This window comes from Pseudomonas sp. PSE1(2024) (genome assembly GCF_050990555.1).
Classification (GTDB): Bacteria; Pseudomonadota; Gammaproteobacteria; order Pseudomonadales; family Pseudomonadaceae; genus Aquipseudomonas; species Aquipseudomonas aphyarum.
Genome location: NZ_CP158967.1, coordinates 1,160,326 through 1,174,867, shown reverse-complemented (window position 1 = coordinate 1,174,867; position 14,542 = coordinate 1,160,326). Strand labels below are relative to the sequence as shown.

12 protein-coding genes are annotated in these 14,542 nt (G+C 61.1%); 5 read left to right on the top strand and 7 right to left on the bottom strand.

The window, feature by feature from the left end:
* Window positions 1-14 precede the first annotated feature (14 nt).
* The 7 genes from recO to lptF form a co-directional block, all read right to left on the bottom strand.
* Complete coding sequence (recO, locus tag ABTV87_RS05115; RefSeq protein ID WP_192563629.1) at window positions 15-701, bottom strand: DNA repair protein RecO; 687 nt, start codon at window positions 699-701, stop codon at window positions 15-17.
* 168 nt (window positions 702-869) lie between these two features.
* Window positions 870-1,772 (bottom strand): GTPase Era, encoded by a 903-nt coding sequence (era, locus tag ABTV87_RS05110; protein ID WP_039769512.1) that lies wholly within the window; start codon window positions 1,770-1,772, stop codon window positions 870-872.
* Window positions 1,765-2,454, bottom strand: coding sequence for a ribonuclease III (gene rnc, locus ABTV87_RS05105; protein ID WP_011332589.1), 690 nt, complete (start codon window positions 2,452-2,454; stop codon window positions 1,765-1,767). Before rnc ends, era begins: the two co-directional genes overlap by 8 nt.
* Window positions 2,455-2,636: 182 nt before the next feature.
* Window positions 2,637-3,491 (bottom strand): signal peptidase I, encoded by an 855-nt coding sequence (lepB, locus tag ABTV87_RS05100; RefSeq protein WP_007957367.1) that lies wholly within the window; start codon window positions 3,489-3,491, stop codon window positions 2,637-2,639.
* 9 nt (window positions 3,492-3,500) lie between these two features.
* Window positions 3,501-5,297: a translation elongation factor 4 gene (gene lepA, locus ABTV87_RS05095; protein ID WP_085608162.1), complete on the bottom strand. Its 1,797-nt coding sequence runs from the start codon at window positions 5,295-5,297 to the stop codon at window positions 3,501-3,503.
* Between the two features lie 172 nt (window positions 5,298-5,469).
* A complete protein-coding gene (gene lptG, locus ABTV87_RS05090) occupies window positions 5,470-6,531 on the bottom strand; it encodes an LPS export ABC transporter permease LptG (RefSeq protein WP_007957365.1) in 1,062 nt (353 codons plus the stop codon).
* The gene (gene lptF / locus ABTV87_RS05085; RefSeq protein ID WP_007957364.1) at window positions 6,524-7,645 is read right to left on the bottom strand and encodes an LPS export ABC transporter permease LptF; all 1,122 of its coding nucleotides are present in this window, start codon (window positions 7,643-7,645) and stop codon (window positions 6,524-6,526) included. Before lptF ends, lptG begins: the two co-directional genes overlap by 8 nt.
* Before the next feature lie 307 nt (window positions 7,646-7,952).
* Between lptF and ABTV87_RS05080 the strand changes: the two genes are divergently transcribed.
* From ABTV87_RS05080 to rlmF, 5 genes are all read left to right on the top strand, one after another.
* The gene (locus tag ABTV87_RS05080; RefSeq protein ID WP_258712932.1) at window positions 7,953-9,443 is read left to right on the top strand and encodes a leucyl aminopeptidase; all 1,491 of its coding nucleotides are present in this window, start codon (window positions 7,953-7,955) and stop codon (window positions 9,441-9,443) included.
* A 60-nt stretch (window positions 9,444-9,503) separates the two neighbouring features.
* Window positions 9,504-9,932, top strand: coding sequence for a DNA polymerase III subunit chi (locus ABTV87_RS05075; RefSeq protein WP_085608160.1), 429 nt, complete (start codon window positions 9,504-9,506; stop codon window positions 9,930-9,932).
* A gap of 8 nt (window positions 9,933-9,940) precedes the next feature.
* Complete coding sequence (locus ABTV87_RS05070; protein WP_127796999.1) at window positions 9,941-10,333, top strand: DNA polymerase III subunit chi; 393 nt, start codon at window positions 9,941-9,943, stop codon at window positions 10,331-10,333.
* A 199-nt stretch (window positions 10,334-10,532) separates the two neighbouring features.
* Window positions 10,533-13,379, top strand: coding sequence for a valine--tRNA ligase (locus ABTV87_RS05065; RefSeq protein ID WP_085688963.1), 2,847 nt, complete (start codon window positions 10,533-10,535; stop codon window positions 13,377-13,379).
* A gap of 133 nt (window positions 13,380-13,512) precedes the next feature.
* Window positions 13,513-14,535, top strand: a complete 1,023-nt coding sequence (gene rlmF, locus ABTV87_RS05060; protein WP_258712928.1) for a 23S rRNA (adenine(1618)-N(6))-methyltransferase RlmF — start codon at window positions 13,513-13,515, stop codon at window positions 14,533-14,535.
* Window positions 14,536-14,542 lie beyond the last annotated feature (7 nt).

Below are 14,542 nucleotides of genomic sequence, written 5' to 3'. Positions count from 1 at the left end.
CAGCATACACGGGGCTACGGTTTGCGAAACAGTTCGCGACTGACGAGAGGACGGCCGCCAAGATGGACTGCAAGTGCCTGACGCATCAGGCGCTTGGCGGCGGACAGAGCGCCCGGTGCCGTCCAGTCGGCTTCGGCCATGGCCAGCAGTTCAGTGCCGTTGAACAGGCCGGGTTGCAGCAGATAGACCCGTTCGAGTCCGGCATCCACCTGCAAGCGATAGAGACCGTCCGCAGCGATAGGCTCGTCGTTGATGTCGGTATTCAGGGAAAAGCCGTAACCGAGGTCGTCGAGCAACCGCCATTCGAAAGAACGCAGCAACGGTTCCAGCGGCCGGCCTTCGGCCAATGCGAGCAAGGTCGCGGCGTAATGATCGAACACCGCAGGATGCGGATCTTCGGCGGGCAACAGGCGAATCAGCAATTCATTGAGATACAGGCCGCTGAACAGTGCCTCGCCGACCATCCAGGTTGCGTTGCCGACGCTTTCCATGCGCCCAACATTCTTCAACTCACCCTTGCCGCGAAACTCCACTTCCAGCGGCACGAATGGCCGCGCCAACGTCCCGGCCTTGCCCCGCGCACTGCGCAACACCGCCCGCAGTCGACCTTGCGGCGTGAGGAAATCCACCAATGCGCTGGTTTCGCGGTAGGCGCGGGAGTGCAGGACGTAGGCGGGTTGGGCGGGAGGCGCTTGAGACATGGATTTCTCGTTGAGGGAAACGCAGTTTTACACACAAACCCAAAACTACTGTGGGAGCGAGCCTGCTCGCGATGAGGGTGTATCAGACAACAAGGATGTCGACTGAAATACCGCTATCGCGAGCAGGCTCGCTCCCACAGTGGGTATCGGTGTTCTCGGGATCAGCGCTTACAGGTCGCCGTAACCCAGCGAACGCAGCGCACGCTCGTCGTCGGACCAGCCGCCCTTAACCTTGACCCACAGGTTGAGCATGATCTTGGAGTCGAACAGCAGCTCCATGTCCTTGCGCGCCTCGGTGCCAATGCGCTTGATGCGCTCGCCCTTGTCGCCAATGATGATTTTCTTCTGGCCGTCACGTTCGACGAGGATCAGCGCATGGATGTGCAGCGTCGCACCCTGCTGCTTGAACTCTTCGATTTCCACGGTGATCTGGTACGGCAGCTCGGCGCCGAGCTGGCGCATAATCTTCTCGCGCACCAGTTCGGCGGCGAGGAAGCGGCTGCTGCGGTCGGTGATCTGGTCTTCCGGGAAGAAGTGATCGTTCTCCGGCAGATGATCGGCGATGACTTTTTCCAGCGCGTCGAGGTTGTGCCCGTGTTGCGCCGAGATCGGAATGATCTGCGCGTTCGGCAGCTGTTCCTGCAACCACGACAGGTGCGGCATCAGCTCGGCCTTGTCTTCGATGCGGTCGGTCTTGTTCAGCGCAACGATCAGCGGGCCCGTCACGTACTGCACGCGCTCCAGCACCATCTGGTCTTCTTCGGTCCACTTGGTGCGGTCGACCACGAAGATCACCACGTCGACGTCTTTCAACGCCGCCGAAGCGGTCTTGTTCATGTAGCGGTTCAGGGCCTTTTCGCCACCCTTGTGCATGCCTGGGGTGTCGACGTAGATCGCCTGCACGTCGCCCTCGGTCTTGATCCCGAGCATGTTGTGGCGAGTGGTCTGCGGCTTGCGCGAGGTGATCGCCAGCTTCTGGCCGAGGATGTGGTTCAGCAGCGTGGACTTGCCCACGTTGGGACGGCCGACGATGGCAACATAGCCACAGCGCGTTGCGTTTGTATCAGTCATTGCCATTCTCCACACCCAGGGCAATCAGTGCTGCGGCGGCCGCTACCTGTTCGGCAATACGACGGCTCACACCCTGACCCCGGCTTTTTTCATTCAATAGGACAACTTCGCACTCGACGAAGAAGGTACGGCAGTGCGGCTCACCCTGGATATCCACCACTTCATAACGCGGCAGTTCGCAGCCGCGCGATTGCAGGAATTCCTGCAGGCGGGTCTTCGGATCCTTGTTGGTGTCGACCAGCGTCAGACCTTCGAACTCGCCGGCCAGCCAGGCCAGTACGCGCTCGCGGGCGACTTCCATGCCGGCGTCGAGGTAGATCGCACCGATCAGCGCTTCAAGGGCGTCGGCCAGAATCGATTCGCGACGGAAACCGCCGCTCTTCAACTCGCCGGAACCCAGACGCAGGTAATCGCCCAGATCGAAACCGCGGGCCAGTACCGCCAGCGTCTCACCTTTTACCAGCCGCGCGCGCAAACGCGACAACTGGCCTTCGCGAGCCAGAGGGAAACGGTCGAACAGGGCTTCGCCGGCAACAAAGTTGAGGATCGCATCGCCGAGGAATTCCAGACGCTCGTTGTTGCGTCCGGCAAAGCTGCGGTGCGTGAGGGCCAGGACCATCAGTTCCTGGTCCTTGAAGGTGTAACCGAGCTGACGCTCGAGACGGCTTAGAGAAACGCTCACGGTTTACCCACGCTGAGTTCGTGGCTGGATTCCACTGCCATCGCCGGGATACGGCGCAGGCCTGGGACAATTAACGCTGTGTTCAAAAATGACGTCCTGAATATCGTGGCTTCATGCCCCGGAGCCGGTTGTGCCGACGCCAGAAATGCATTCGGCGCTGTGGTCAACAGCGCCGTGTTTGTTTACTTGATCAGGCCGACCCGCGAGAAGTTCGGCAGGTGGCTGAGTTTCGGTTCCGGCCAGCTCATCCAGACCGCGAAGGCCTTGCCGACGATGTTCTGGTCGGGAACCATGCCCAGCAGATCCTTGGGAATGTTCGGATCATCCCAGTAGCGACTGTCGTTCGAGTTGTCGCGGTTGTCGCCCATCATGAAGTAGTGCCCGGCCGGCACGGTCCAGGTATGGTCCGGCGTTGCGCGGTAGCGGCTCATTTCCTTGCGGATCAGGTGCTCGGCGACACCGAGTTTTTCCTTGTAGAGTTCCGCGCTGCCCAGCGTACCCGGCTCGGAGCCGACCAGTTGCTCGGCGATCGACTCGCCATTGACGAACAGGCGTTTGTCGGCGGTGTACCGCACGGTGTCGCCCGGCAGGCCGACCACACGCTTGATGTAGTTGACGTTCGGGTCGCTCGGGTAGCGGAACACCATCACATCACCGCGCTGCGGGTCACCGACTTCGATGATCTTCTTGTCGATCACCGGTAAACGGATCCCGTAGGAAAACTTGTTCACCAGAATGAAGTCGCCAACGTCCAGAGTCGGTTTCATCGAGCCGGACGGAATCTGGAACGGTTCCACCAGGAACGAACGCAGCACCAGCACGATGAACAGCACCGGGAAGAACGACTTGCCGTACTCGACCAGCAGCGGTTCTTTGTTCAGCTTCTCGACCACCACCCCATCAGGCTGGCTGACGCTGCCCTGATAGGAGGCGATGGCGGCACGCCGACGCGGTGCCAGGATCAACAGATCGAGCAACGCCAACAGACCGCAGACGAACACGGCAATGACCAGCAACAGCGGGAAATTTAGTGACATAGGACCTGACTATTCCAACCTGAGCACGGCGAGGAAGGCTTCTTGTGGAATTTCCACGTTGCCGACCTGTTTCATGCGTTTCTTACCGGCCTTCTGCTTCTCAAGCAGTTTTTTCTTACGGCTGACGTCGCCGCCGTAGCACTTGGCCAATACGTTCTTTCTGAGTGCCTTGACGGTTGTCCGGGCGACGATCTGACCGCCAATGGCAGCCTGGATGGCCACGTCGAACATCTGACGAGGAATCAGTTCTTTCATCTTCTCGGTCAACTGGCGACCTTTGAAGTGCGAATTGTCACGGTGCACGATCAGCGCCAGAGCGTCGACCTTGTCGCCGTTGATCAGCACGTCCAGTTTCACCAGATTAGCCGATTGGTAACGATCGAAATGGTAGTCCAGCGAAGCATAGCCGCGGCTGGTGGATTTCAGACGGTCGAAGAAGTCCAGGACCACTTCGTTCATCGGCAGGTCGTAGGTCACTTGCACCTGATTGCCGAGGAACAGCATGTCGACCTGCACACCGCGTTTCTCGATGCACAGGGTGATGACGTTGCCCAGGTGCTCCTGCGGTACCAGGATGTTGGCGCGCACGATCGGCTCGCGCATGTCTTCGATTGCAGACACGTCCGGAAGCTTCGACGGGTTGTCGACGTAAATCGTTTCACCGGTTTTCAGCACCAGTTCGAAGATTACCGTCGGCGCCGTGGTGATAAGGTCCAGGTCGTATTCGCGCTCCAGGCGCTCCTGGATGATCTCCATGTGCAGCATGCCGAGGAAGCCGCAACGGAAGCCGAAGCCCAGTGCGTCGGAGCTTTCAGGGGTGTACTGCAGCGACGAGTCGTTCAGGGTCAGTTTCTGCAGCGCTTCGCGGAAGTCCTCGAAGTCGTCGGAGCTGACCGGGAACAGACCGGCGTAAACCTGCGGCTGGATACGTTTGAAGCCTGGCAGCACCGGAACGTCCGGAGTGGAGCTCAGGGTCAGGGTGTCACCGACCGGCGCACCGTGAATGTCCTTGATGCTGGCAATGATGAAGCCCACTTCGCCGGCTTTCAGGTCAGCGGTGGCGGTGTGTTTCGGGTTGAACACACCAACGCTGTCGACCAGATGCACCTTGCCGGTGGACTTGACGAGGATCTTGTCGCCCTTCTTCACGCGGCCGTGACGCACGCGCACCAGGGAGACAACGCCCAGGTAGTTGTCGAACCAGGAGTCGATGATCAACGCTTGCAGCGGATCTTCGATGTTGCCGGTCGGCGCAGGAATGGTCGCGACCAGACGCTCGAGCACTTCATCGACACCCAGGCCGGTCTTGGCGCTGCAGGTGACGGCGTCGGTAGCGTCGATGCCGATGATCTTCTCGATCTCGTCCTTGACGCGATCAGGCTCGGCCTGTGGCAGGTCGATCTTGTTCAGGACCGGCATGACCTCAAGGCCCTGCTCGATGGCGGTGTAGCAGTTGGCCACGGACTGGGCCTCAACGCCCTGACCCGCATCGACCACCAGCAACGCACCTTCACAGGCCGCCAGGGAACGGCTGACTTCGTAGGTGAAGTCGACGTGCCCTGGGGTGTCAATGAAGTTCAGCTGGTAGGTGACGCCGTCTTTGGCCTTGTAATAGAGGGTAACGCTGTGGGCCTTGATGGTGATCCCGCGTTCGCGCTCCAGATCCATGGAATCCAGTACCTGGGCTTCCATTTCACGCTCGGCCAGGCCACCGCACATCTGGATGAAACGGTCAGCCAGCGTCGACTTGCCATGGTCAATGTGGGCGATGATGGAGAAATTGCGGATATGACTCAAATCACTCACGGATCAACACTCAAAAAGGCTGCAGGCTTGGCCCGCCGAAAAATAGCCGGGAATTGTACCTGATACACGGCGCAAGCGTCACGTTCGCCTGTCACCCGGATTGCATGCAAAAACGCCCCGGTCTGGCGACCGAGGCGTTTTCAAGGCTAAAGCATGGGTGAAACCTTGTTCATCAACCGGCTCGACGCAGCAACCAGACACCCGCCAGCGCACAAACGCCAGCCGGCACCAGCACCGCGAACAGCGGCGAGAAGCCGAATACCAGACTGGACGGGCCCAGCAGATCCTGAACGATGCGGAAGGTGAAGCCCACCAGCACGCCGGTGAACACCCGCTGACCAAGGGTCACCGAACGCAACGGACCGAAGATGAAGGAAATCGCCATCAGTACCAGCGCGGCGGTCACCAGCGGCTGCAACACCTTGACCCAAAATGCCAGCCAGTAACGGCCGTTGCTCAGGCCCTGGTCGGCCAGATAGTGGATGTAACCCCACAGACCGGTGATCGACAGCGATTCCGGCGCCATCACCACGGTGCTCAGCAATTGCGGGCTCAGGGAGACATCCCAGCGCTCGACCGGCGTATTGACCACTTCGGTGCTGCGCTCGTGGAATTTGGTGGTGGTCACGTCGGTCAGCTGCCAGTGATCGGTGTCGAACTCGGCGCGTTTGGCGAAGCTCGAGCTCAGCAGATGACGCTCTTTGTCAAAGTGATAGCGGGTCACGCCGTACAGACGACCATTGGGCTGCACGGAGTTGATGTGAATGAACTCCTCGCCCTGACGGTGCCACATGCCGTGCTTGGCGCTCTGCGCGTCACCGCTGCCTTGCGCCAGCGAACGATTGGCCTGGGCCATGCTTTCGGTGGCCGGTGCCACGTACTCGCCGATCAGCACGCCGGCCAGCATCAGCACCAGCATTGGCTTCATCACCGCCCAGACGATGCGCCCGATGGACACACCGGCAGCGCGCATGACGGTCAGCTCACTGCTGCTCGCCAGACTGCCGAGGCCGATCAGGCAGCCGATCAGCGCCGCCATCGGCAGCATGTCGTACATGCGGCGTGGCGCGGTCAGGAGCACGAAACTCAGGACATCGACCAGGGTGTAGGTATCACTGACGTCGCCCATCTCGTCGATGAACGCAAACAAGGTTGCCAGGCCGAGAATGATCGCCAGCACCGCGATGATCGCCATGAACACGCTGCTGCCGATGTAGCGATCGAGTTTAACCACGGGCCACCTCCAGCGCTGCGCTGCGACGGCTGGCCAGTTTCAGGCGCAGAGGTTCCCAGTACAGCAGGCCGAGACCGATGACCAGGAAGATCGCGTGCACCCACCACAAGCCGAGCGCCGGTGGAATCTTGCCTTTCTCGAGGGCGCCGCGGGCGGCAATCAGGATGGTCAGGTAAGCCATATAAAGAAGAATCGCCGGCAGCAGCTTGAGGAAACGCCCCTGACGCGGGTTGACCCGCGACAGCGGCACCGCCATCAGGGTCACGATGAACACCAGCAGCGGCAGCGACAGGCGCCATTGCAGTTCGGTTTTCGAGCGGATGTCATCGCTACCCACCAGAGACGAGGTCGGCATGGCGTCACGGTCGGTAACTTCCTCGCTGACATCCGGCTTGGGCAGCAGCACGCCGTAGGTTTCGTAGTGGATGGCGCGATAGTTGGCCTGACCCGGGCTGCCGTCGTAGCGGTAGCCGTTGTCGAGGATCAGGTAGCGGTTGCCGTCGGGACGCACTTCCTGACGGCCCTTTTCCGCCACCAGCACGGAAATCCCGCGATCTTTCTGGTTGGCGCCGAGGTTCTTCTGCGAGATGAACACGCTGCCAAGGTTGACCCGATCGTCGCTCAGGGTTTCGGTGTAGGTCACCCGCGTACCGTCGCGCAGGGCCTGGAAGCGGCCGGGCTCGAGGGTGTCGAATTCGGTCAGGGCGTCCTGCTTGTTCAGCAGCAGCTGGAACTGGTTGGCGCCTTGCGGGGCCAGGCTCAGGCTCAGCCACGCCACCACCAGTGCCACCAGAGTGGCCGGGAACAGGGTCATGCGAAACAGACGCTGCTGGCTCATGCCGGTGGCCGAGAGCACGGTCATCTCGCTTTCCAGGTACAACCGGCCGTACGCCAGCAGGATCCCGAGAAACAGGCCCAGCGGCAGGATCAGTTGCAGGAAGCCCGGCAGACGGAAGCCCATGATCAGGAACAGCGATCCCGGATCGAGCTGGCCCGCGGCGGCCTGGGCAAGGTATTTGATGAAGCGACCGCTCATGATGATGACCAGCAGCACGGCGCTTACCGCACTCAGGGTCAACAGGACTTCGCGGGACAGATAACGGAAGACGATCAAACCAGACACTCCAGGGTTGTCAGGCTAAGGCGGCCAAACAAGCAAACGTATCGACGGGCCCGCAAGGCAGAGCCGTCGAAAAAAGATGCGGCATTATCCTGTGATTGAGGGCGCCTGTCACTGCGCACACTCACGCAAGCATGCAATCCGTTGAAGATCGTACAACCGAGGGTTGTCAGGCGCGGTGAGCGAGGTTCAAACTGCCGCCTCTGTCGCAGGCACTGGCCTGCGCCTCTTCTCTCTATAAGCAGGCGACGGCGGACACGTCGAACGCCTGCGTGTTGACCATTCATTCAGGGATCCGGACATGGAACTGGTTGTAAAAAGCGTTAGCCCAGAAACGTTGAAAACCGCCACCCTGGTGGTTGCCGTCGGCGAAGGCCGCAAACTCGGTGTTGCCGCCAAGCAGGTCGACGAACTGAGCGGTGGCGCCATCAGCGCCGTGCTCAAGCGTGGCGATCTGGGCGGCAAGGTCGGCCAGAGCCTGTTGCTGCACAGCCTGCCGAACCTGAAAGCCGAACGCGTGCTGCTGGTTGGCGTGGGCAAGGATGAAGAACTGGGCGACCGTCCTTTCCGCAAGATCGTCGCCGGCATCCTCAACACCCTCAAAGGCCTGGGCGGCAGCGACGCCGTGCTGGCACTCGATGAAATCATCGTCAAGAACCGCGACAGCTACGGCAAGACCCGCCTGCTGGCCGAAACCCTGGTCGACGGCGAATACACCTTCGATCAGTTCAAGAGCCAGAAAGCCGAACCGCGCGCCCTGAAGAAAATCACCCTGCTGACCATCAAGGCCGCTCAGGCCGAAGTGCAACGCGCCGTGAACCACGCCACCGCAATCGCCAACGGCATGGCCTTCACCCGCAACCTGGGCAACCTGCCGCCGAACATCTGCCACCCGACTTTCCTCGGCGAGCAAGCCAAGAACCTCGGCAAAGAGTTCAAGGATCTGAAAGTCGAAGTCCTCGACGAGAAGAAGATCAAATCCCTGGGCATGGGTTCGTTCTACGCCGTCGGCCAGGGCAGCGCCCAACCGCCGCGCCTGATTGTCATGCAATACAACGGCGGCAAGAAATCCGAAAAGCCGTACGCACTGGTTGGTAAAGGCATCACTTTCGACACCGGCGGCATCAGCCTGAAACCGGGCGCCGGCATGGACGAAATGAAGTACGACATGGGTGGCGCCGCCAGCGTGTTCGGTACTCTGCGCGCCGTGCTGGAACTGAAACTGCCGATCAACCTGGTGTGCATCCTGGCTTGCGCCGAGAACATGCCGAGCGGCAACGCTTCGCGTCCGGGCGACATCGTCACCACCATGAGTGGCCAGACCGTGGAAATCCTCAACACCGACGCCGAAGGCCGTCTGGTGCTGTGCGATGCCCTGACCTACTCCGAGCGCTTCAAGCCGCAAGCGGTGATCGACATCGCCACCCTGACCGGTGCCTGCGTCGTTGCTCTGGGCGCCCACACTTCGGGCCTGCTGGGCAACAACGACGAGTTGATCGAGCAACTGCTGAGCGCCGGCAAGGCTGCCGACGACCGCGCCTGGCAACTGCCACTGTTCGATGAATACCAGGAGCAACTGGACAGCCCGTTCGCCGACATCGCCAACATCGGCGGTCCGAAAGCCGGCACCATCACCGCTGCCTGCTTCCTGTCGCGCTTCACCAAAAACCTGAACTGGGCGCACCTGGACATCGCGGGCACCGCCTGGACCAGCGGCGGCAAGGACAAGGGCGCAACCGGCCGTCCGGTTCCGCTGCTGACCCAGTACCTGCTGGACCGCGCCAAAGCCTGAAACCGATGACTGCGAGCGGCGCCTCTCTTGAGGGGCGCCGCTCGCAGCTCAGGAACCGCAATGACCAAAGTCGACTTTTATATCCTGCCCAGCGCCGATCCTTCGGCTCGCCTGGATTTTGCCTGCAAGCTCACCGATAAAGCCTGGCGCATGGGCCACCGCATCTACCTGCATTGCAGTGATGCTGCCCAGCGTGATGATCTCGATGCGCGGCTGTGGGCGTTCAAGGGCGAAACCTTCGTGCCTCACGGCCCGGCTGAAAGCGAACCGGAAGGACTGATCGTGTTGGGACTGGGCGAGGACTGTGGCCAGCACACAGACTTGCTGGTCAATCTCGACCTGAAAGTCCCGGCTTTCGCCAACCAATTCGCCCGGGTGGCGGAGGTGGTGGTGGAAGATCCGGCGATCCGCACTGCGGCGCGGGAGAGTTTCCGTTTCTACCGCGAACAGGGCTATCCTCTGCAAGACCACCGTTTACAGCGACTCTGAGTACGCCGATGGACACTCCAAAACCGCTGCAAAAACCCGCGCACCTGCTAGATGACCTCGAGTCGATCCGCCAGTTGCTCGGCGATGACAACCTGCAACCGCCACTGCTGACCGACACGGTCGATGATGGCGAACAGGAACAGATTCCGATGTTGTTCGATTCGGTCGACAACGCACCGCAAGCCGTCGAAGCTGCACCCGCGCCGACGCCAGCCCCGCAGCCTGCCGCTGTGCCTGTGGATAAAGGCCCCGACGCCCTGCTGCACCTGGACAGCGAACTGCGTGCCGCCGCGCAACTGATCATGCAAGACGTGATCGACGATTTCGCGCCGCACATCGAAACCGAAATCAAACGTCGCCTCGAGGCGCGGATGGAACGGCTTCTCGGCCAGTACGAATAATCCCCCGATCTCCTGTGGGAGCTGGCCTGCCAGCGATAGCATCACCGCGCCTTTCCTGAAAAACCGCGGCGCCTGCATCGCTGGCAGGCCAGCTCCCACATTTAAGTCTCCACCCGGCCCGCCCCGCTCGCCCTGCGCCCCATGCCCCGCTATACTTCCCGGCTTTTCCTGAATAAATGCCAATAGGGTCCCGCCGCGCATGGATAAGACCTACCAGCCGCACGCCATTGAAACTTCCTGGTACAACACCTGGGAGTCCGAGAACTACTTCGCCCCGCAAGGCGCGGGCGACTCCTACACCATCATGATCCCGCCGCCGAACGTCACCGGCAGCCTGCACATGGGTCACGGTTTCAACAACGCGATCATGGACGCCCTGATCCGTTTCCGCCGCATGCAGGGTCGCAACACCCTGTGGCAGCCGGGCACCGACCACGCCGGTATCGCCACGCAGATGCTGGTGGAGCGTCAACTCGAAGCCCAGGGCCAGAACCGCCATGATCTGGGCCGGGAAAAATTCCTCGAGAAAGTCTGGGAGTGGAAGGATCAGTCCGGCGGCAACATCAGCCGTCAGATCCGTCGTCTCGGCTCGTCCGTGGACTGGAGCCGCGAGCGCTTCACCATGGATGACGGCCTCTCGGAAGCCGTTAAAGAAGCCTTCGTGCGCCTGCACGAAGACGGTCTGATCTATCGCGGCAAGCGTCTGGTCAACTGGGACACCAAGCTGCACACGGCGATTTCCGACCTCGAAGTGGAAAACCACGACGAGAAAGGTTTCCTGTGGAACCTGAAGTACCCGCTGGCCGACGGCGCGAAAACCGCTGAAGGCAACGATTTCCTGATCGTCGCGACCACCCGTCCGGAAACCATGCTCGGCGACTCCGCCGTCGCGGTGAACCCGAACGACGAGCGCTACAAAGCCCTGATCGGCAAATTTGTCGAGCTGCCGCTGGTCGGCCGCCGCATCCCGATCATCGCCGACGATTACTGCGATCCCGAATTCGGCACCGGCTGCGTGAAAATCACCCCGGCCCACGATTTCAACGACTATGAAGTCGGCAAGCGCCACAACCTACCGCTGCTGAACATCTTCGACAAGAACGCCAACGTGCTGCCGGCAGCGCAGGTGTTCAACCTCGACGGCACGCTGAACGACAGCATCGACGGCAAGATTCCGGCCGAGTACGCCGGTCTCGAGCGTTTCGAAGCGCGCAAGCAGATCGTGGCTGCGTTCGACGCCGCCGGCCTGCTGGTCAGCGTCGACGATCACAACCTGAAAGTGCCGAAAGGCGACCGCTCCGGCACCGTCATCGAGCCGTGGCTGACCGACCAGTGGTACGTGTCCACCAAGCCGCTGGCCGAGCCTGCGATTGCTGCCGTTGAAGACGGCCGTATCCAGTTCGTGCCGAAGCAGTACGAAAACATGTACTTCTCGTGGATGCGCGACATCCAGGACTGGTGCATCAGCCGTCAGCTGTGGTGGGGCCACCGGATTCCGGCCTGGTACGACGAGTCGGGCAAAGTCTACGTCGGCCGCGACGAAGCCGAAGTGCGCGCCAAGCACAACCTCGGTCCGGACGTTGCGCTGCAACAGGACAACGACGTTCTCGACACCTGGTTCAGTTCGGGTCTGTGGACCTTCTCCACCCTGGGCTGGCCGGAAAAGACCGAATTCCTGAAGAAGTTCCACTCCACCGACGTGCTGGTGACGGGCTTCGACATCATTTTCTTCTGGGTTGCCCGGATGATCATGCTGACGATGCATTTGATCAAGAACGAGGACGGCACGCCGCAGGTTCCGTTCAAGACCGTTTATGTGCACGGTCTGGTGCGTGATGGCCAGGGCCAGAAGATGTCCAAGTCCAAGGGCAATGTCCTGGACCCGCTGGACATCATCGACGGTATCGAGCTCGAAACCCTGGTGCAGAAACGCACTTCCGGTCTGATGCAGCCGAAACTGGCGAAGAAGATCGAGAAGCAGACCCGCGACGAGTTCGCCGACGGCATCGCCAGCTACGGCACCGACGCCCTGCGCTTCACTTTCTGCTCGCTGGCGTCTACCGGTCGCGACATCAAGTTCGACATGGGCCGCGTCGAAGGCTATCGCAACTTCTGCAACAAGATCTGGAACGCCGCGCGTTATGTTCTGGACAAGGGCGAAGACTGCGGCCAGAACGGCGAAGCCTACGAGCTGTCGCTGGCGGATCGCTGGATCATCTCGCAACTGCAACGCACCGAAGCCGAAGTGACCCGTCAACTGGATCAGTTCCGTTTCGACCTGGCGGCGCAAGCGCTGTACGAGTTCATCTGGAACCAGTACTGCGACTGGTACCTGGAACTGTCCAAGCCTGTGCTGTGGGACGAAAACGCGCCGGTCGAGCGCCAGCGCGGCACTCGCCGTACGCTGGTTCGCGTACTGGAAGTGGCGCTGCGTCTGGCGCATCCGTTCATGCCATTCATCACTGAAGAAATCTGGCAGCGCATCGCGCCGCTGGCCGGCATTCAGGGCAAGACGATCATGCTGCAAGCGTGGCCGGTGGCCAACGAAGAGCGCATCGATCCGGCGGCCGAAGACGATATCGAATGGCTCAAGGGCCTGATGCTCGGCACACGCAACATCCGTGGCGAAATGAACATCGGCCCGGGCAAACCGCTGCCGATCTACCTGAAGAACGTCACCGCTGAAGACCAGCGCCGCCTGACCGAGAACGAAGCGCTGCTGAAGAAGCTGGCGCGTCTGGAATCGATCACCGTGCTCGCGGCCGGTGAAGAAGCGCCGCTGTCCGCCACCGCGCTGGTTGGCGAGATGGAAGTGCTGGTGCCGATGGCCGGCCTGATCGACAAGAACGCCGAGCTGGCGCGTCTGGACAAGGAAATCCTGCGTCTGCAGGGTGAAGTCCAGCGCGTTGGCGGCAAGCTGTCCAACGCCGGTTTCGTTGACAAGGCTCCGGCCGAAGTCATCGAGAAGGAACGCGCCAAACTGGCCGAAGCCGAACAGGCTCTGGCCAAGCTGGCCGAGCAGCACGCGCGGATTGCCAGCCTGTAACGGCAAATCGCACTGAAAAAGGGAGGCCCGCAACGGCCTCCCTTTTTTGTGCCCGGCACTTTTCCGGCCAACAACTCGGCTCCCTGTGGGACAATGGCCGCCACTTTCAGCCCTACCCGAATCGACCACGCCCATGAACGCCCCACGTACACCGAAACCTGCGCGCAAGAAGCCTGACTCCGCCACCCCGGCCAAGCCCGTGGAACCGCGTAAAGAAGCCAGCCTGCACCCGCGCAATCGCCATCAGGGTCGTTACGACTTCCCGGCGCTGATCAAGACCACGCCGGAACTGGCGAAGTTCGTGATCACCAACCCGTACGGCAAGGAAAGCATCGACTTCGCCAGTCCCGATGCGGTGCGTGTGTTCAACCGGGCGCTGCTCAAATCGTTCTACGGCATCCAGCATTGGGACATCCCGGCCGATTATCTGTGCCCGCCGGTGCCGGGCCGTGCCGACTACATCCACTTCCTGGCTGACCTGCTGGCCAGCAACAACGACGGTGTGGTTCCGCGCGGCGCCATCGTCAATGTGCTGGATATCGGCATGGGCGCCAACTGCGTGTATCCGCTGATCGGCAACAGCGAATATCGCTGGCACTTCCTCGGCTCGGAGATCGATCCGACCGCCGTGGCCGCGGCCAAGGCCATCGTCAAGTCCAACGACCTGAACAAGGTCATCCAGCTGCGCCAGCAGGAGAACCGCAAGCACATCCTGATCGGCCTGCTGGAGCCTGGCGAGCGCTTTGACCTGACCATGTGCAACCCGCCGTTCCACGCGTCGATGGAAGAAGCCACCAAGGGCAGCGAGCGTAAGTGGCGAGCCCTCGGCAAGGCCGATCCGAAACGCAAACTTCCGGTGCTGAATTTCGGCGGGCAATCGGCCGAACTGTGGTGTGAAGGCGGCGAAGCGCGTTTCGTGACGCAACTGATCGCCGAAAGTGCGAACTTTGCGCACAAGGTGTTGTGGTTCAGCACCCTGGTCTCGAAAGCTTCGAACCTGCCTGCCATCGAAACCGCGCTGAAAAAGGTCGGCGCGCTGGAAAGCCAGGTGGTGGAAATGTCCCAGGGGCAGAAGCAGAGCCGCTTCGTCGCCTGGACCTTCCAGACCAAGTCCGAGCAGCAGATCTGGCGGCGCGAACGCTGGGTTCGCAAGTAATACGTTT